This is a genomic window from Leptolyngbya sp. GGD (genome assembly GCF_026735145.1).
GTDB lineage: Bacteria > Cyanobacteriota > Cyanobacteriia > Leptolyngbyales > Leptolyngbyaceae > Leptolyngbya > Leptolyngbya boryana.
The window spans coordinates 1284693-1302306 of sequence record NZ_JAPQKE010000001.1 but is presented as its reverse complement, the minus strand read 5'-3'; the positions used below and the strand labels follow the sequence as shown (position 1 = coordinate 1302306).

General features: G+C 46.7%; 18 protein-coding genes. 10 read left to right on the top strand and 8 right to left on the bottom strand.

Going from position 1 to position 17614, the window contains the following annotated elements; all coding sequences use genetic code 11:
• The first annotated feature begins 95 nt into the window (after window positions 1-95).
• The gene (locus OU814_RS06140; protein ID WP_268181308.1) at window positions 96-2372 is read left to right on the top strand and encodes an ATP-dependent helicase; all 2277 of its coding nucleotides are present in this window, start codon (window positions 96-98) and stop codon (window positions 2370-2372) included.
• Window positions 2373-2610: 238 nt separating this feature from the next.
• Here the strand turns inward: OU814_RS06140 and OU814_RS06135 are convergent, their stop codons facing one another.
• Window positions 2611-3261, bottom strand: a complete 651-nt coding sequence (locus OU814_RS06135) for a Uma2 family endonuclease (protein ID WP_190652815.1) — start codon at window positions 3259-3261, stop codon at window positions 2611-2613.
• A gap of 21 nt (window positions 3262-3282) precedes the next feature.
• On the opposite strand from OU814_RS06135, the gene OU814_RS06130 reads away from it, so the two are divergent.
• The 3 genes from OU814_RS06130 (at window position 3283) to OU814_RS06120 (ending at window position 6010) form a co-directional block, all read left to right on the top strand.
• Window positions 3283-3960 (top strand): TIGR02117 family protein, encoded by a 678-nt coding sequence (locus OU814_RS06130; RefSeq protein ID WP_268181306.1) that lies wholly within the window; start codon window positions 3283-3285, stop codon window positions 3958-3960.
• 68 nt (window positions 3961-4028) lie between these two features.
• The gene (accC, locus tag OU814_RS06125) at window positions 4029-5381 is read left to right on the top strand and encodes an acetyl-CoA carboxylase biotin carboxylase subunit (protein ID WP_017289871.1); all 1353 of its coding nucleotides are present in this window, start codon (window positions 4029-4031) and stop codon (window positions 5379-5381) included.
• Between the two features lie 29 nt (window positions 5382-5410).
• Window positions 5411-6010, top strand: a complete 600-nt coding sequence (locus tag OU814_RS06120; protein WP_268181304.1) for a transglutaminase-like domain-containing protein — start codon at window positions 5411-5413, stop codon at window positions 6008-6010.
• A gap of 88 nt (window positions 6011-6098) precedes the next feature.
• Here the strand turns inward: OU814_RS06120 and OU814_RS06115 are convergent, their stop codons facing one another.
• Both OU814_RS06115 and OU814_RS06110 read right to left on the bottom strand, forming a co-directional pair.
• On the bottom strand, window positions 6099-6686 hold the full coding sequence (locus OU814_RS06115; RefSeq protein WP_268181302.1) for a Uma2 family endonuclease: 588 nt from the start codon (window positions 6684-6686) through the stop codon (window positions 6099-6101).
• A 27-nt stretch (window positions 6687-6713) separates the two neighbouring features.
• A complete protein-coding gene (locus OU814_RS06110) occupies window positions 6714-6998 on the bottom strand; it encodes a YggT family protein (RefSeq protein ID WP_017289874.1) in 285 nt (94 codons plus the stop codon).
• Window positions 6999-7197: 199 nt separating this feature from the next.
• Between OU814_RS06110 and psbX the strand changes: the two genes are divergently transcribed.
• A complete protein-coding gene (psbX, locus tag OU814_RS06105; RefSeq protein WP_017289875.1) occupies window positions 7198-7317 on the top strand; it encodes a photosystem II reaction center X protein in 120 nt (39 codons plus the stop codon).
• 162 nt (window positions 7318-7479) lie between these two features.
• The gene (locus OU814_RS06100) at window positions 7480-8157 is read left to right on the top strand and encodes a Ycf66 family protein (RefSeq protein ID WP_017289876.1); all 678 of its coding nucleotides are present in this window, start codon (window positions 7480-7482) and stop codon (window positions 8155-8157) included.
• Between the two features lie 75 nt (window positions 8158-8232).
• Here OU814_RS06100 and OU814_RS06095 read toward each other — a convergent pair whose 3' ends face one another.
• A complete protein-coding gene (locus OU814_RS06095) occupies window positions 8233-8415 on the bottom strand; it encodes a chlorophyll a/b-binding protein (protein ID WP_017289877.1) in 183 nt (60 codons plus the stop codon).
• Window positions 8416-8432: 17 nt separating this feature from the next.
• Window positions 8433-9422, bottom strand: coding sequence for a succinate dehydrogenase/fumarate reductase iron-sulfur subunit (locus OU814_RS06090; protein ID WP_268181299.1), 990 nt, complete (start codon window positions 9420-9422; stop codon window positions 8433-8435).
• Window positions 9423-9823: 401 nt separating this feature from the next.
• On the opposite strand from OU814_RS06090, the gene OU814_RS06085 reads away from it, so the two are divergent.
• Together OU814_RS06085 and OU814_RS06080 are read left to right on the top strand one after the other, a co-directional pair.
• Entirely contained in the window at window positions 9824-10237 is a 414-nt protein-coding gene (locus tag OU814_RS06085) for an AbrB family transcriptional regulator (protein ID WP_017289880.1), read from the top strand.
• 35 nt (window positions 10238-10272) lie between these two features.
• The gene (locus OU814_RS06080) at window positions 10273-11112 is read left to right on the top strand and encodes a CPBP family intramembrane glutamic endopeptidase (RefSeq protein WP_268181297.1); all 840 of its coding nucleotides are present in this window, start codon (window positions 10273-10275) and stop codon (window positions 11110-11112) included.
• A gap of 91 nt (window positions 11113-11203) precedes the next feature.
• Here OU814_RS06080 and btpA read toward each other — a convergent pair whose 3' ends face one another.
• Window positions 11204-12052, bottom strand: a complete 849-nt coding sequence (btpA, locus tag OU814_RS06075) for a photosystem I biogenesis protein BtpA (protein WP_026148847.1) — start codon at window positions 12050-12052, stop codon at window positions 11204-11206.
• A gap of 104 nt (window positions 12053-12156) precedes the next feature.
• Here btpA and OU814_RS06070 point away from each other — a divergent pair, with 104 nt between their 5' ends.
• Window positions 12157-12891, top strand: a complete 735-nt coding sequence (locus OU814_RS06070) for a creatininase family protein (protein WP_268181294.1) — start codon at window positions 12157-12159, stop codon at window positions 12889-12891.
• On the opposite strand, the gene OU814_RS06065 is transcribed toward OU814_RS06070, so the two are convergent.
• On the bottom strand, window positions 12874-13311 hold the full coding sequence (locus OU814_RS06065) for a DUF29 domain-containing protein (RefSeq protein WP_190652825.1): 438 nt from the start codon (window positions 13309-13311) through the stop codon (window positions 12874-12876). The genes OU814_RS06070 and OU814_RS06065 overlap by 18 nt on opposite strands.
• On the bottom strand, window positions 13308-16310 hold the full coding sequence (locus tag OU814_RS06060; RefSeq protein ID WP_268181291.1) for an ATP-binding protein: 3003 nt from the start codon (window positions 16308-16310) through the stop codon (window positions 13308-13310). The genes OU814_RS06065 and OU814_RS06060 overlap by 4 nt, the downstream gene beginning before the upstream one ends.
• A 382-nt stretch (window positions 16311-16692) precedes the next feature.
• On the opposite strand from OU814_RS06060, the gene OU814_RS06055 reads away from it, so the two are divergent.
• Entirely contained in the window at window positions 16693-17580 is an 888-nt protein-coding gene (locus OU814_RS06055) for a circadian clock protein KaiA (protein WP_326498284.1), read from the top strand.
• The last annotated feature ends 34 nt before the right edge of the window (window positions 17581-17614 follow it).

Here is a 17614-nt window from a genome sequence, read left to right as displayed (position 1 = left end):
AAAAAATAGGCTCAGCTTCCGAATAGATTTCGTTTCAATTCTGCAGTCAACCAGAATACCGTTTAAATTAATAGTACAAACTATCTGATTCACATATGACAACCGAACCTGTAGTTTCAACGGTCTTAGAAATGCGCGAGAAGTTACTGCAAGAATTACGCAGTACACTTCGTCCTGGGCAACGAGAGATTGCAGATTGGAGCGAAGGTCGGTTGGCAGTTTCCGCCGTGCCAGGAGCCGGAAAATCGACCGGAATGGCAGTTGCAGCAGCAATGACGATCGCGAAATATCAACTGCATAGTCGGCGGCAGTTAGTCGTCGTCACCTTTACGCGATCTGCCGCTGCAAATATTAAATCTAAAATTCGAGCGCATCTGAAAACGCTCAGTTTGCCTCAAGGCGGTTTCGTCGTACATACCTTGCATGGATTAGCCTGGTCGATCGCTCGAAGTGCTCCTGAGAGATCGAACTTGAATCCAGACGCAGTGCTGATTACTCCAACACAAGGCAGTCGCCTGATCCGAACCAGTGTTGAGCAATGGATTGGTATGAATCCAACCTTGTATCAACGCTTGTTAGAGGGGCAGCAATTCGATGGAGAAGAGACAGAACGCTTGAGACGGCAATCTGTCTTGAGAACTGAAGTTCTGCCTGCATTAGCTGAAACCGTAATTCGAGAAGCTAAGAGTTCGGGATTGGCACCTGAGGATTTGAGAAATCAAGTGACCTCGGATGAGTATGACATTTTAGCGATCGCAGCAGGACTGTATGAGCAATATCAACTGCAATTACAGCAAAGGAATTTTATTGATTATGACGAGATGATTCTCGGTGCATTGAGAGTCTTAGAGCATCCGAGTGTGCGATCGCGTTGGCAATCTCAAGTTTTTGCAGTGTTTGAAGATGAAGCTCAAGATTCTAGCCCGCTTCAGACTCAGTTACTAGAACTATTGGCGACTGATGCAGATTCCGATCAGCAGAATTTGATTCGAGTGGGTGATCCGAATCAAGCCATTAACTCAACCTTTACGCCTGCTGATCCGGTTTTCTTTCGAGAATTCTGTCAGGCTTGTTCTTTAGAAAATCGACTTGCGGAAATGAATCAAGCAGGTCGCAGCAGTCGCATTATTCTTGAAGCGGCTAACTATGTTTTGAAATGGGTAAATCGAACTTATGCCAAAGAAGAAACTGCACCATTTCGATCGCAGATGATTCACCCTGTTGCTGCGAATGACCCACAAGCAGATGCCAATCCCAATCCTGAAGGATTAGGCTTTGAGATTCACACGCCAGAAGATGTGCATCAAACTGTGGAATGGATTGGTAAGAGAGCGATCGCACTATTCAACCAGTTTCCACACCGCACTGCTGCTGTGTTAGTTAGAACGAATGATCAAGGGCGATTTGTGGCGAGAGAACTCACACGCTGGTTTGATGAAAAGCTTGCAATTTTTGAGGTAGGAATGCGCGATCGTCAGTCGCATATTCCGGCTGAAATGCTCTCACTATTACAATTTCTCGATCGACCGCATTCACCGGATAATCTCAAAGCAGCCTTATCAGTGTTTGTGCATCGTCGCATCATTCCCGCCCAAGATCTCAATGCGCTGATTGCTTTTCCTGAACAATTTTTATATCCGGCTCCGCTTGATCCACCGCAATCTCCGCAAGTACAACAAGCTAGTCGGTTCTGTACTAGCTTGCTCCGAGCGAGATTAGAGCTACCGCTGTATCAACTCATTTCGTTTTTAGCTTATACGCTGAACTATGAGCAAACCGAATTAGCAACCGCAGACAAGCTTGCAGAACGCATCATGCAGCAAACGCGGGAGAATTCGCTGACTGCTATTTTAGAAGTACTCGCAGAGATTGTGACTTCGGAGCGATTTGAGCCAGTCGAAGCAGAAGATGACGATCGCTATGTTCGTGCCAGTCAGATTACTATCATTACAATGCACAAAGCTAAAGGATTAGATTGGGACTATGTGTTCATGCCTTTTTTGCATGAGAATATGATTCCTGGATCGCTCTACATTCCTCCAGCAGCAAGGTTCTTGGGAGAGTATACTTTGCCGGAAGTTGCACGAGCACAAATTAGAGCGATCGTGCATCAAGAACCGATTCCTGATAATGATCAAGCTTGGGAACGTGCCGGATATCTGAAAACGGCTGAAGAGTTTCGACTGTTGTATGTTGCGATGACGCGAGCAAAACGATTGTTGTGGCTTTCTGCGGCAAAGCAAGCTCCATTTAGCTGGAGCAAGCCGGAAAATTTAGACGATCGCGCACCTTGCCCAGTCATTCCAGCTTTAAAGCAGCAATTTCCGCTTTCAGTCATTGGAGAAGCGGAAGAGGACGATGTAGAGTTTTAGAGGATGTTTTACAAAGTAATCGTTGAGACACACTCACCCGCCCCGGAATGAATTCGGGGCTAGTTGAACAAAGTCCACTGAAGGGACTAACAGCCAACCAGAATGGGGTCTTCAGTCCCTTTAGTGGACTTCGCACCGTTAGCCCTGGGATTTCATTCCGGGGCGAGCTAGAACGGAGCAAGGAAACAGTTGATACTTTGTAGAACATTCTCTTAAATACACAACTGCACTTCTAGCTTCAAAGTTGCTTTTTTGCCCAGTCGCGTAGCACAGTTAAAGCCTGAGCTAGCCCGATCGTATCGCTCTGCTCTAAAAACTCTAAAATTCGCTTTCCAGGTAACGTCGGAAATAATCGACTATTCGCCGTCTCCACATAGCGATCGCCTTGAAGCTGAAAAATCTGCAAATTCCCTTTCAGCACATCATCTCCAACTGTAGTCAGATAAAACCACAGTTCCGGCACGCCCATCGAGGCATACATCGAAAAGCGATCGAGCTTGCCAACATTAATCGCAATTTCAACGGCTAAATCGGGGGGAGCCACTCGGCTCATATCCATCTCTGCTCGCTTCGTCAAGCGCACCTCGCTCAGCGAATAAGCGCCTTCGGGTTGAATCGCACGACCCACCTCCGGAAGTGTCAGCAACACCGATCCAAGCGACTGAATTTTTAGATAGAGTTCATCTGCAATCACCAAAATCAGTGACTCGATCAAGCGATTACAGCGATCGTGTTCTTCAAGCGGGGTCATCATTTCCAGCTTGCCGCGATCGTAGGTCATCCGGGCGGTGCGCTCTGTCCCCAACTCCCCAAGCAATTCTTCAAATGCTTGCCAACTCACCCCCGATAGCGTCACTCTTTTTTCAGTGGGAGTCGGTTTTCTGCCCATAATCTCTACTCATAAGTTCACATGAAGTATCGTACTGCGTTTATTCGCCTCGCTCAGAGCGCAATATGTGGAGTTTTGTTACTAAGCAGTGCCTTGACGATCGGCTTTTTCACTCCCCGTCGCTGGAACACTGCACAATCTTGCAGCGATCACCCGTATCAAATCTATGTTGAGGGTGATGCGATGCATGTGAATTTAATAATGCCAGTTGACAACGGCGTTTATGATTGGCAAAAATTTCTGAACCTGGAACAAATTGGCAGTGATATACATGAAGATTACCGATATTTGAAAATGGGATGGGGCGATCGTATTTGGTACACAGAAGTCCCAGATTGGCAGAGTATGAACGTTTTCGATATTGCTAGAGTCTTATTCAAACCGGGCAATGCCTCGGTCATGTATGTGCAAGGCTATGCGGAGCGACCCAAAGAAGTTCGATGTGTCGGAGTCGATCGAGAACAGTATCTTGCGTTTGTCAATTTCGTGCAGAACTCCTTCGATCACGATGCTCAAGGTAAGTTAATCCATCTTAAAGATGGAGCCGCCACCACCGATGGCTTTTATGCGGCAACTGGACAGTATTCTGCATTACGAACTTGTAACAGTTGGTCAGCCGAAGCTTTAGACGCGGCAGGAATTAATACGCCGCTCTGGTCAGCCCTTGCGCCTGCGGTGATGCGGCAACTCCCGAACTAATCGACAAAAATCTACGCAATGCACCCCTATTCGCTTTATCCTACTGTTTACGGATCTAGGCTACTGAAATGCGTTTCTCAAAAATTTTAATTGCAAACCGGGGAGAAATTGCCCTACGAATCATTCGCACCTGTGAAGAGATGGGAATCTCGACGGTGGCGGTGCACTCGACCATCGATCGTAATTCTCTTCACGTTCAGTTAGCCGATGAAGCGGTCTGTATTGGCGAACCTGCCAGTAGCAAGAGCTATCTCAACATTCCCAATATTATTGCCGCAGCTCTGACGCGCAACGCCACAGCGATTCACCCTGGCTATGGATTCTTAGCCGAGAATGCTCGCTTCGCAGAAATTTGTGCGGATCACCAAATCGCGTTTATTGGGCCTTCTCCCGATTCGATTCGAGCGATGGGGGACAAATCGACTGCGAAAAAAACGATGCAGCAAGTCGGAGTGCCAACGGTTCCCGGCAGTAAGGGCCTAGTGCATAGCGAAGAAGAAGCGAGAGAGATTGCAAGATCGATCGGCTATCCGGTCATCATTAAGGCGACAGCAGGCGGCGGCGGTCGTGGTATGCGGCTGGTTCCCGACGATGATCAACTTGAAAAGCTCTTTCATGCAGCGCAAGGAGAAGCAGAAGCGGCTTTTGGCAATCCAGGGGTGTATGTTGAAAAATTTGTGCAAAATCCGCGACATATTGAGTTTCAGATTTTGGCAGATAGTTATGGAAATGTGGTGCATTTGGGTGAGCGTGAATGCTCGATTCAGCGTCGTCACCAAAAACTGTTAGAAGAAGCTCCCAGTTCTGCAATTACGCCTGAGTTGCGTCAAAAAATGGGAATAGCAGCGGTTGCAGCCGCCAAGTCGATTAATTACGTCGGTGCAGGAACCGTTGAGTTTTTGCTCGATCGTTCAGGTGAGTTCTATTTCATGGAGATGAATACTCGCATTCAGGTTGAGCATCCTGTGACTGAGATGATTACAGGAACCGACTTAATTGCAGAGCAGATTCGGATCGCCCAAGGGGAAGAACTTCGCTTTACTCAAGACGATATTGAACTGCGTGGACACGCGATCGAGTGTCGAATTAATGCAGAAGATCCCGATCACAATTTCCGACCTAGCCCTGGACGCATTAGCGGGTATCTTCCGCCGAGTGGGCCAGGTGTACGCATGGATTCTCATGTTTATACCGACTATGAGATTCCGCCGTATTACGATTCTTTGATTGGCAAATTGATTGTTTGGGGACACGATCGTCCGTCTGCCATTCTGCGGATGAAGCGGGCGCTGCGAGAATGTGCAGTCACAGGTTTACCAACGACAATCAACTTCCATCAACGAATTCTGGAAACCCCTGAGTTTCAGAAAGGCGATATTTACACAAATTTCGTCGATAAGGTAATGATGTCGGGAAAATAGGAACTCCTGGACAGATCACTTTGCTTGAGATGGAAGAGTTTTTGAAAGTTAGTGAAATGATTGATTGGCAGCATCCCGACATCCTGGAATGCGCCAATCAGATCGCATTAAAATGTGAGACTCCGATCGCAATTGCAAAAGCGTGTTTTGAGTGGGTACGAGATGAAATTCGTCACAGTTATGATTACCAACTGAATCCTGTGACTTGTCGGGCATCAGATGTGCTTCAACATAAAACAGGGTATTGCTTTGCGAAAAGCCATTTGCTTGCAGCACTATTACGGGCAAACCAGATTCCAACAGGTTTCTGTTATCAGCGCTTGAGTATTGATGATCAGGGTGCGCCGTACAGCTTACACGGATTCAATGCAATCTATTTGCCTGAAATTGGTTGGTATCGGGTTGATGCAAGAGGGAACAAGGCAGGAGTTAACGCTCAATTTACTCCTCCTCAAGAGCAGTTAGCGTTCACAATTCAATTTCCTGAAGAGGCTGATTTTCCAGCAATTCTTTCAGATCCTCTTCCACTGATTGTAGATTCGTTGCACTCACAGAAAACGTGGGACGATATGCTTTGCAATCTGCCAGATATTTCATTGGAGTCTGCGAAGAGTTACGGACTGGTATAAAGACGGCATTCCATGCCAAGTGTATCGAGTAAGTTGGTGAATTCGAGAAGAGACTAGGAGCGGCTCAACTCGAGCGATCGACAAACTTTCAGCCTGATTTTAGAATCTGCATCGCAGTTAAATTCAGTTGCGGAAAGCTTGGAGAAAGGACAATATCAGAGTCTTGAAATTGCCCGACTTCTTGATATTGCTTTCCATCTAAGCGCAATACAGTCACTACACTTCGAGCCGGATCAATGATCCAATATTCAAGGATACCACGTTCTGCGTATTCTCTTCGCTTATCGATGTAGTCTCTGTCATAATTTTCGCTTCCAGGTTCACCGGGCGAGACGACTTCAACGATAAGCACTGGGGCAGGCATATTTGCCGTGATTAGAGATTGATTCTGCTGGCTCAGCATCTGATCTAAGTCTTCTGTCAGAATCATCAAATCAGGGTTCCGAGCCGTTACAGATGAACTCTTAACCGCGATTTGCGTTCCTCTGGCAATTAAATCGATCGAGACAACTTGTAGAAATTGGCTCAACAGCCATAGTGCAATTTTCTCATTCAGTCTCTTTTCCGATCCCATGTTTACCAACACCCCATCCACCAACTCGTAACGGGTGTCAGTTCCATCGTCATACGCCAAATATTCCTCGATCGTGCTAAATCGAAGTTTCGCTTGTGTCATTTCAGGTAGTGCTGAAGTTCTTTCAGCTTAAAACATCATCGTCAAAATGCCTTGCTGACCCAACAGCATTTCACGCAACAGGCTGAAAATTCCGACCCAAATAATTGGCGTGATATCTACTCCGCCCAACGGTTGAATCACTTTGCGAGTCAGCGCTAAAAAAGGTTCAGTTGGAATCGCGGCTAGATTGAACGGGAACTTCTGCAATTCCACCTGCGGATACCAAGTCAAAACAATTCGAACAATAAACAGAAACGTCATCGCACCCAACGCAATGCTGAGAGAAGTAAGAGCGATCGTTGTAGCATCCATAAGTTTTCGTGCCAAATCTTTAAGCTTTGTAACTTGATCTCATTCTATCGAGAATCGACGCAAGCATTGTAGCAGTCAAGCAGTTCCTCATTCTTGAATCGAGAAATCCAGGACTTTGCGACGGTTTGCTATACAAATACATGACAAACTATTAAAATTATGATGACTTGCGTGTTGTCGATAAGGACTTGAAAGACCTATGACCCCTTCTTTAATGAACTTTCTGTTGAGCTTAGTTGCAGGACTCGTAATCGTCGTGGTTCCCGCAACTGCATTTCTGATTTTCGTTAGCCAAAAAGACAAAATTCAACGCAATTAATTAGAAACACTGGTGATTTGAACCGAACCAGTTATATTAGAGTCGAACCTCAGAACCTGGACGCTTGCGAACAGACTGAGGTTTTTGCCTATTCTAAACGTAGATTTTCGTGGAGAATTGCGGGAGAAGCCGCTAACATAGGACTATCCTTGGAGACCGGACATGGTTAATTTTCAGTTCAATTTGGCAAGTATCTCTGGGATCGTCCTGGCGGTCGGCGGGACTTCCCTGTATGCAGTTCGATCGTTTCGACCGCAAATTGCTCGTGATACCGATATTTTCTTTTCGGCAGTTGGGCTACTGTGCGGGTTGATTCTGATTTTTTACGGCTGGCGGTTTGACCCGATCATGCAGTTCGGTCAAGTCCTGCTGACGGGAGCTGCTATCTACTTTGTGTTTGAGAATTTGAGATTACGTCAAATTTCGACCGAGCAAGCAAAACGGGAAACCCCGATCGTCGATGATAGTCGTCCAGTCAGCCGGAATTATCAGGCTGAGTTTGAAGACGACTATACCGTAAGCTTTGCAGAACGCGAGCGTCGTGAGCAGCTTCGCGAAGCTCGGCGTAGAAGACCTGAGCGTGAAGAAGAGTACGAGCGTCCAGTGCGTTCGGAGCGGGCAGGTGAACCTCGTTTAGGTCCGTCAGGTCGTCGCCCGCGTCGGGATGCGTCATTTGATGAGCCTCAAGAAGATTTTACGAGCCGTCCGCCGCGTCGCAATTCTGCTAAATCTAATCGCCCGCGTCGGAGTTCTTCCTCGGTTGAAGATATCAATCAACCTGAAGACGGCGGTTATGTAGACTACCGCCCGATCGATGGAAATCGGCAAGACACTTGGTAACGATTGAATTGAACGAATTGAAAAAGGAGCGCTAGTCTAGCGCTCCTTTTTTTATCTAGATTCTGTATCTAGAGATTAAAAGCCTAACCAGGTAAAAAAGTCTTGACGGGTGACAAATTGTAGAATCAACAATGCCACAAATCCAATCATGGCAAAACGTCCATTCATTAACTCGGCATAAGGTGTCCAACCCAATGCAGGTTGATTCTCGGTTTCTTGTTCCACAGTTTCCTGGGATTCAGGGGCACTTTCAGTCATCAAATCGTTCCGAAAACTCAACGTTTTGATTGTGCCTCAAATGCCTGCACAGATTCAATCAGCGATCGTACAGTCTTCACGCCTTCAGACGGCTCGAATCCCATCGGCAGCTTGCGCTTCGTCAACATTCTCACGCCCAATGGAGCCAGACTAATCAACCCACCTAAATCGCGAAAATTATTGGCAACCACCTGTAACCCAAATTGACGCTCATCAATCCAACCGCCCTTTTTCACCAAATCGATTAAAGTTCTGCGGTGACGAATTGAGCGCGTCACTTCGGTCGTTTTACGCGCGAGAATTTCTTGCTTAATCTTGCCAATTTGATCCATCGGAGCAACCTCCATTGGACAAACCGCATTGCAGTAATAACAGCGAGTACAGCCCCAAACTCCATCGGTCGATTGGTTGTATTTATCCAAGCGATCGTCGCTGAGATCGTCACGCGAATCTTCCACCATCCGATAAGCTTTCGCGAGCGCATGAGGCCCGACAAAATTCGGATTCACCTCGCGCGCATTACATTCGGAATAGCAGGCTCCGCACATAATACAATTGCCCGTCTGATTGAGCTTGTCACGCTCTTCTGGAGATTGCAAAAATTCGCGTTCTGGAATTTGGCGAGATGCAGTACTGACATAGGGATCAACCGCCTTCAAATTTGCCCAGAAGCTGGACATATCCACAACCAAATCTTTGATCACAGGCATATTTCCCATCGGTGCGATCGTAATTTCTGGAATCTCAGCATCGGGGGCAAATCTCGCTACCTCACTGCCCACATTTTCCTTACAAGCTAATGCCGAGCGTCCATTAATTCGCATCGAACAACTGCCACAAATTGTATTGCGGCAATTTTTACGATAGGCAAGTGTGCCATCTTGCTCCCACTTAATTCGATTCAGGCAGTCGAGAATCGTAGTTCCGGGTTCTACCTCTAATGAATACGATTCCACACGCGAGGCAGCATTTTGATCCTGTCGGACAATCTTAAAAACAACTTGCATACACTCTCAGAGTACGGCTGATCCAGAAGCATAGTTTAACACTGTTGTTTCAAGCTCGGCGATCGATGTAAACTCCTGAAATAAAAGCGATCGTCTTCATTAAATCGAGCTTAAACTTTCGATTCAAATTCATAATTGTGATCACAATTCTTGATTCGAGCACGGATTTTTTCTGACATTCAGAGTCATAGATTCTACTTCATCAAGCAATGTAAAAAGGCATTCTTAGAAATGTATCCGGATGGAATTGCAAGATTTAATCAAAAATATTGATAGTGTGGCAAATTATTCAAAGTGACTGTTCAAAAATAGGCGTTTAGAGATATATTTTATTAAGTCAAACATTCAAACATTGACGCTCAAGAACCATTTCAGAATTCGTTAGGGAAATCCTGTAGCAGATGAGTGAACCTGCAACCACCCCATTAACAGGGAAGGCATTACTTCAAAAAGTAAAAGAACTGTCCCATCTGCCTCGTCGAGAAACGGCTAAGCGATGTGGCTATTACACTGTCACGAAGAACAACCAAACTCGTGTCAATTTGACTGATTTTTATGATGCTTTATTGGTTGCGAAAGGGCTACCTCTCGACCCAGAAGGCACAAAAGATGGACGGGGACGTGAACCGACTTATCGCGTCAGTGTTCATCAAAATGGGCAAATTGTGATCGGCGCAGCTTATACAAAAGCGATGGGTTTAAAGCCGGGAGACGAGTTTGAAATTAAGCTGGGTTACAAGCATATCCATCTGATTCAACTCGATAGCGACAAAGCGAGTAAAAATGGCGCAGTGGACACCGCTGAAGAAGATTAGTTCGCTTTCTAAATAAATATCAGTTGAGTTTGATAATGAATTTTCCTATCTCGATCGCGTTGGATTCGTTTGTTAAGAGTCTCTCACAAGCGCCTCCTCTGATTCAGATAGGATTCTTTTTTTTGGCATGGTTCCTGTTATGGCTACCGCTCGCGATTCCGATCGCAATTGCCATGAAGTGGAGACCATTTGAACCGCTACAATCGTCACAGAAATTACCGCTTGTCGCCTCACTTTACGGAATTGCTCCACTCGTTTTATGGGGAGTTTCACGGGTAAAAGAGCGGGATTTCCCGACATTTGGAGTGAGTTGGGATTTGCATCTTTTCAGTTCCAGTGCGATCGGGTTAGGGATTGGTGCGATCGGAATTTTAATTCTGTTTGGCGTGCAAACTGCAATCGGTTGGCTGCACTGGAATCTGGAGAATTGGAAGCAGTGGCTCGCGGCATGTTTGCCGACGTTAGTATTAGGGATTTGGATTGGATTTACGGAAGAATGGGTGTTTCGCGGGTTCTGTTTTGGAGAATTTGCGTCTGATTTTTGGAGCGCCGCGATTGTTTCTAGCGTCATTTTTTCGGCACTGCATTTGATTTGGGAAGGTCGTGCCCAGATTCCACAATTGCCAGGGTTGGCATTAATGGGTGTTGTGTTGTGTTTGGCGTTTGTGCAAGATCAAAATAGTATTGGACTCCCTTGGGGACTGCATGCGGGCTGGGTCTGGATGATTGCGAGCCTGGATACTGCAAAGATGTTGAGGTACGAAGCCACTGCTCCAGAATGGGGAACGGGCATCGATCGCAAACCCTTAGCAGGATTATTAGGGTTAGTATTTTTGTTGGCAATGGGAATTTTGGTAACGAGATCGTTCACGTAATCTCAAACCGCAGAACATCTCAAGCTGCAAAAAAATCGGAGTTTTTACAAGCTCCGATTTCTTGGTTTCTGTGAAATTTCTCAAAAATTTCTTAAGTATGCAGTTTGACAGAAGGCGGAACCTTGTCATTTTTTGGCATTGGAACCCCTCGTCTTGCTGCTTCTACGAATCGACTTACCCGAATCGGATCAATTGAATTCTCTCGTTTCCCTTGCCGCTTCAGTGAACTCGAGACAATCACCCCATCGGCAACCTGCATCATCTGAGGCACATTTTCCCAATCTGCTCCACTGCCGACAAAGACAGGCGTGCCCTGAGCCGCATCTCGCGCTAACTCTAGATCTTCTAAGTTAGGCGGATCACCTGTTGCCCAACCGGAAAGAATCACGGCATCTGCCAAACCACGCTCGATCGTGTCTTGCACTGCAACCGTGAGATTCGTCGAACTCAAGGGGCGCGCATGTTTCACCAGCACATCGGCAAAAATTTTCACATCACTGCCCAATTCGCGCCGATAGCGCATCAACTCATGGGCACGACCTTCGATCAAACCTTGATCGGTCGCCATGATGCCCGTCCAGACATTCACGCGAATGAACTGAGCCTGTGTACAAGACGCGATCGCTAACGCACTTTGAGCATCATTTCTCAAAACATTAATGCCGATCGGTAACGCCACCATCTGCATCAACCGCTGAATAATCACTGTCATCGCGCTGACAACAGCGGGATCAACGTGATCTTTCGGGAACGGTGCGTCAAAGAAATTTTCAACAATAATGCCGTCTACGCCACCTGCTGCTAAGGCGGTTGCCTCTTGTTCAGCGCGATCGATCACGGTCTTCAAACTACCGCCCCAGCGCGGAGAAGTCGGCAGGGGCAGAAGATGAACGACACCAATAATAGGATTTGGAGTTTTGAATATTTGTTTTAAGTCCACAGCGCCCACAAAACCGACTTTCTAAGCAACATCAATATTGAAAATGATAACGCGATTCGGAATGCGAAATTTAAAATAGGATTTTCAACTCTGAGCGAACTCTTATGTTATTGCACTTATCGACCTGGTTAGAGGTTGAAGCATATTTAGAACGATCGACGGGAATTATTTTACCGATCGGCTCAACCGAACAACATGGACCGACGGGGCTGATTGGCACAGATGCGATTTGTGCAGAAGCGATCGCGCAAGGAGTGGGAGCTGAGATCGAGGCTTTGGTCGCGCCGACGATTCAGGTCGGAATGGCACTGCATCACACGGCTTTTCCAGGCAGTATGAGCTTACGACCAAGCACGATGATTCTTGTGATTCGCGACTATCTAACCAGTTTGGCGAAAGCTGGATTTCGGAAATTTTTCTTTATCAATGGACATGGTGGGAATATTGCGACCCTAAAAGCTGCGTTTTCAGAGACTTATGATCATCTGTCAAATTTGGGCATTTCCAATGAAGTGCAGTGTGTGGTGAGTAACTGGTATATGTGTGGCTCTGTCTATCAGTTGGCGAAGGAATTATATGGCGATCAAGAAGGTTCTCATGCGACACCGAGCGAAGTTGCTGTGACTCAATATGTCTATCCCGATTTCATTAAGTCTGCACCGTTGAGTGAACCAGTCGCGAAAGGACATCGGATCTATGGCGCGATCGACTTTCGACGCAACTACCCAGATGGACGTATGGGATCAAATCCTGGTTTGGCAACTCCAGAACATGGAGAGCGGTTGTATCAGTTGGCAGTGAAAGACATTAGCCAAGAGTATTTAACTTTCTTGGGGTAGCCAATCTTCGGACAAAACCAGTTCGATTCCATAAGGACATTGCTCAGGAAAAGTCGCGATAGGCAAGTTCGTTTGCTGAGCCGCTTGCCGCCGAGCGCGTTGATAGCTGATTTCAAGTTGTTCGAGCGGGTACGTGCTAAGACTTGGGCTATCTGCTATCGCGAGTTCAATTTGGGTGCGAGCATCTGTAATTGAATCCAGCCAGCTATCAGAACGGCGTTGAGGCTGATATTGCCATTTGAGCAGATGTAACAAGAGGCGAGTGAGTTGGCTTGTAATTCCACGGCGTTCACTCTTACCCAAGTTTTCGATCTCCTCAATCAGTGGTTCTATTTCAATGTCTTGCCACCGTCGATCACGCAAGCGTTCTACAGTCTGATCAATCCACTGCTGAAAATCAGTCAAATAGGTTCCACTCATACCGATAAAAGCTGATTGAGATGTTCTAATAACTCTTCCATTGTCAGGGGAGGTAAGACGATCGTTGAAATTTCCTCTAACACAGGATCGAGTTGAGCTTGCTGATTGATGATGACGATCGAGACTTTCTCCTTAAATTTCTTCAAGCTTGACAGTTGCGCGATCGCCGATGCATCTAAATCCTCAGCGTGAATCAGCAAGAGATCAATACTCTGAGTGTCGAGCTTTTGCAGCACATCTTGCCACGATCGCGCAATCATTCCTCGGAATCCAGCCGTTTGGAGATATTGCATCACCGCTTGTAGCCAGTCTGAGCGCTTATCGGTCGTTTCGGTCGAGCGCAGCTTAGAAGACTCGATCGCTAATACCAACGGTCGCCACGCAAATCCTGCTGCCACTTGAATCACTTGTAACAGTGCAGAAGGCTCAGACGCATCTGAAATCGGAGCTAAGCAGGGAAAAACGGATAAGTTTTGGATCTGATTTGCCGCTTGAGTTGTAGCCGGATCAAGTGTGACCAAAGGCAACGACGCGAGGAAACTACAGTCTCCTAAGAGTTTGAGATAGCCGATTGGATCAGGGATAGCAGCATCGAGGAGTACAAGATTGGGTTTCCAAACTTGCGCTAAAAGTTCAGCTTGTTCTAAATCGTCCGCTTCGACAACCCGATAATTGTGGCTATGCAGCAAGGCATTCAGATCGACTTCTGAAACGGTTCCTAATCGGTGAAGTTCGCCATACCGAGTCGGACTAAGACGGAGAATCACCAATGTTTGAGGAGAGGATTCCACAATCGAGATCGGCACTTCATCCGGAGTCAGTTGATTGAGAACTTGCTGAAGCGATTTCTGAAGAATCGGCAATGCCAAAAATCCATCGGCATGATTGCGATAAGCTTGTTCTCGATCGCCCCGAGTTCCCGTGACAATTATCGGAATCTCTCGCGTCTGCGGTTCTGCTTTTAATAATGTCAAGACATCCCAACCCGATAAAGTCGGCAACAAGGGATTGAGAAAAACCGCACAAGGTTGGAGACGGCGAGCTTTTTCAACTGCCTCCGTTCCCGATCGCGCAATCACCACTCGATATCCCAGTGCCGCTAATTGCTCAGACAGCACCTCGATCGACTTCACAACCGCTTCGACAACGAGGACTAAACGATTCTCGATCGCAGTCGGGGTTCTGAGAATCTGACCGCGCTGCACCACAATACTGGTCGTCGGTTGAGGATGCGTTGGCGGCAGTAACAGTGTAAATTGACTGCCTTGATGCTCGCGCGACACAAAGGAGACATCTCCTCCGTGTAATCGCGCCAAACGCTGGGTCAGCACCAGTCCCAATCCTGCACCTTCAAATCGACGAGTCAGGGGATTCTCAAGCTGCTGAAACTTTTGGAAAATTAGATGCTGCTTCTCAGCCGGAATGCCGATTCCGGTATCCCAAACTGTAAATGCAATCCAGCCTTCCCATCGACTGACCTGTAAGCCAATCCGTCCCGATGGCTCTGTGAATTTCAGTGCATTGGACAGAAGATGCACCAGCATTTGACGCAGACGCAATTCATCAGCGACTAATGTTTCTAATCCGGGTTCAATTTCTAAGCTGAATTGAGCTAGATCAGCCGTCGCGTTCAACTTGGTGCGCGTCTCTGGCTTTTCTTCTTCAAGACAAAGCTGCTGGGCTTGCTCAACGGCACGCTCACACAAGTTTTTGACATTCACCGAATACAACGTCAATTCAATCTGACCCGTCTCAATTCGAGTCAGGTCGAGAATGTCATTGACGATCGCCATTAAATGCCGACCGCTGCGGTGAATCAATTGCGCATAGCGAATTTGGCGATCGTTCAAGGTGCCCGACAGTTGATCTTTGAGCAGACTTGATAAGCCCAATACCGCAGTCAACGGCGTTCTTAATTCATGGCTGATGCAATTGAGAAACTCATCTTTGAGACGATTCAATTGCACTAAATCCGCATTTTTCGCGGCGAGTTCGCGAGAAAGTTGCTGTTGCTCAGTCACATCTTGCACTAAAACGAGCCACAACTCTTCTGCCGTCGATCGCTCAGTTGCCCGTTCTCCCCCCTCAAATGTGGCTAAATGAAAAGGCTGATGAACCGTTTCACTCAACGCCTCTCGACCCGATAGCAGCGCTCCGAGTGGAATTTTTGCAAACTGTAAAATTCGTTCCTGCCCATTCTTTAAAGGACAGACACATACGCAAGTATTCGGATCAGATCCAAGCTGACATAATTTTGCAAGCAACGGATGATCGGCGGCGCTATCTTCTAGCACCGATGCAACATCACGCTGTACCCAACCTGTATCTACAAAATCTGTCAGCTGCTCGCTCCAATGTTGATTGCGTGCAATCACCCGTCCGGTGCTTGTCTGCAACATCAGCGGCAGGGGCAAATGCTCCAAAAACTGCATCAGTGTGGTCTTCGTTTCGAGTTCAGTTAAGGCCAATTGAGCAGGCGACAAGCCTAACTCTAGCGATTTGGAATAACCCATCTCGGCAATTTGGACTTGAATTTTTTGCTTCAGGCGAGTCGAAGAAGACTCAGGTTCAACAGAAGCCTCGGTTTTTGCTTGTCGCCAGAGCGATTCAGATGAAGGCTTATTCGGCGATCGAGTCGAAATGACTTCGACCCACAAGCGCAAATAAACACTATCGACTAATCCTAAAAATCGCTGTTCTGCATCAAGAACAGCCCAATATCGCATCGGACTGACAAATTCGAGCTGATGGAAAGAGAGAGTGTCTGCGATCGTGGGCAACTCTTCCACACATTGATCTAAGCGGGGGTCATTTTGGCGCGCATGAGACAGTAAGCGATGAGCATGAATCACGCCAATCGGAAATTGCCGCTCATCGATTAATACCAAGCGGTCGGATCGATACTGCCCCATGACCTCGATCGCTTCTGCCAGAGTGGCTGACTGAAAACAAACCGGAGCAGGCTCGATAAATTCACGAATCGAGGGTGGATATATCACTCTCTTCTATCCTGCCGAGCGGCACAACGCATCGCAAACCAGTGCTGGTTCTGATCTTAATCGCTTCTCAACCGCTGTAGACGGTAATTTAGCCGACAAACGCACTGCCTGAAATGGAAATTAATAAGTGCAAATGTAAATGCTTCAAACGAAGCGAAAATTTAAAAAGAAATTCAAATCTATCTCATTCAGCGTAATTGACGCTCGAATGGAAAGCGTTTATGTAATTATAGTTAACAGTTCGCCAAGTCTGTAAATCTATATCAATGCAAATTCGAGAGTTTGATGGCACTTTCCTTTTATTCCAGGTAAGTCCTGGCTCGGAGTGTCACAATAGAACGATCAGATAACAAGCGCTAACCATTCCTTCTAAAATTTGCCCTTGATAGCCCTAGTTTCCTCGATCGTGCGTCCTCAACTTTCGATTGGCGTATATCTCAACTCTCCAGCGTTGCCGCAATCACTGGAGCAAATTCTGACTAGCCACGAGCGCTATGCAATGACGGTGGTCGAATCGACCCAGGACTTTTTTCAGCTCATTCAGCAGCACAAACAGCAGCTCGATTGCCTAATTTTGCAAGACAGTTCTGAATTGCCTGCAATTATTGAATGGCTTCACAGCCAAGCCACACTGTTGCCTGCGATTTTAGTCGAATCTGAACCCCACACTACTCGTCCACCAGATTTCACATTTTTGTATCACACGGGCGAAGTTTGGGCGACTCTAGCTGACCTCGAACAGGTTGACAATCTGATTGCGAACGCGATCGAAGGATTTCTGAATCTCTCGCCATCTTGTCAAATTCCGCGCGAAACGGCTCCGCCGGATCCGACACGAGATCTGACGACCCAGAATTTTCTCATGCTGCAACAGCGACGGCTGACTGAAAAACTGCATGAGCGACTTGGATATTTGGGAGTCTATTACAAACGCAATCCTCAGTCTTATCTGAGAAATCTTCCGCCTCAAGAGCAGCATGAACTGATCGAGGCGCTGCGGCTCGAATATCGTGCGATTATTTTGAGCTATTTCACAGACGAGACGGCTCTCAATCATCGCATTGACAATTTCGTGAATGCTGCTTTTTTCGCAGATGTCTCAGTCGCCCAAATTGTGGAAATCCACATGGAACTCATGGATGAATTTGCCAAACAGCTAAAATTAGAAGGGCGAAATGAAGAAGTTTTGCTGGATTATCGACTGACGCTGATTGATACGATCGCACATTTGTGTGAAATGTATCGGCGTTCTATTCCGCGAGAATCTTAACTTAGAATGCGGATTTTGACTGTAATGCTAGTCG

What these genes read in the sequence shown, in the direction of transcription:
- OU814_RS06080 (WP_268181297.1), top strand. Translation starts at nt 10,273, where the DNA reads ATGAATTTTCCTATCTCGATCGCGTTGGATTCGTTTGTTAAGAGTCTC.
- OU814_RS06070 (WP_268181294.1), top strand. Translation starts at nt 12,157, where the DNA reads ATGTTATTGCACTTATCGACCTGGTTAGAGGTTGAAGCATATTTAGAA.
- OU814_RS06100 (WP_017289876.1), top strand. Translation starts at nt 7,480, where the DNA reads ATGGTTAATTTTCAGTTCAATTTGGCAAGTATCTCTGGGATCGTCCTG.
- OU814_RS06120 (WP_268181304.1), top strand. Translation starts at nt 5,411, where the DNA reads ATGGAAGAGTTTTTGAAAGTTAGTGAAATGATTGATTGGCAGCATCCC.
- OU814_RS06135 (WP_190652815.1), bottom strand. Translation starts at nt 3,261, where the DNA reads ATGGGCAGAAAACCGACTCCCACTGAAAAAAGAGTGACGCTATCGGGG.
- OU814_RS06130 (WP_268181306.1), top strand. Translation starts at nt 3,283, where the DNA reads ATGAAGTATCGTACTGCGTTTATTCGCCTCGCTCAGAGCGCAATATGT.
- psbX (WP_017289875.1), top strand. Translation starts at nt 7,198, where the DNA reads ATGACCCCTTCTTTAATGAACTTTCTGTTGAGCTTAGTTGCAGGACTC.
- OU814_RS06110 (WP_017289874.1), bottom strand. Translation starts at nt 6,998, where the DNA reads ATGGATGCTACAACGATCGCTCTTACTTCTCTCAGCATTGCGTTGGGT.
- OU814_RS06140 (WP_268181308.1), top strand. Translation starts at nt 96, where the DNA reads ATGACAACCGAACCTGTAGTTTCAACGGTCTTAGAAATGCGCGAGAAG.
- OU814_RS06090 (WP_268181299.1), bottom strand. Translation starts at nt 9,422, where the DNA reads ATGCAAGTTGTTTTTAAGATTGTCCGACAGGATCAAAATGCTGCCTCG.
- OU814_RS06065 (WP_190652825.1), bottom strand. Translation starts at nt 13,311, where the DNA reads ATGAGTGGAACCTATTTGACTGATTTTCAGCAGTGGATTGATCAGACT.
- OU814_RS06095 (WP_017289877.1), bottom strand. Translation starts at nt 8,415, where the DNA reads ATGACTGAAAGTGCCCCTGAATCCCAGGAAACTGTGGAACAAGAAACC.
- OU814_RS06115 (WP_268181302.1), bottom strand. Translation starts at nt 6,686, where the DNA reads ATGACACAAGCGAAACTTCGATTTAGCACGATCGAGGAATATTTGGCG.
- OU814_RS06085 (WP_017289880.1), top strand. Translation starts at nt 9,824, where the DNA reads ATGAGTGAACCTGCAACCACCCCATTAACAGGGAAGGCATTACTTCAA.
- accC (WP_017289871.1), top strand. Translation starts at nt 4,029, where the DNA reads ATGCGTTTCTCAAAAATTTTAATTGCAAACCGGGGAGAAATTGCCCTA.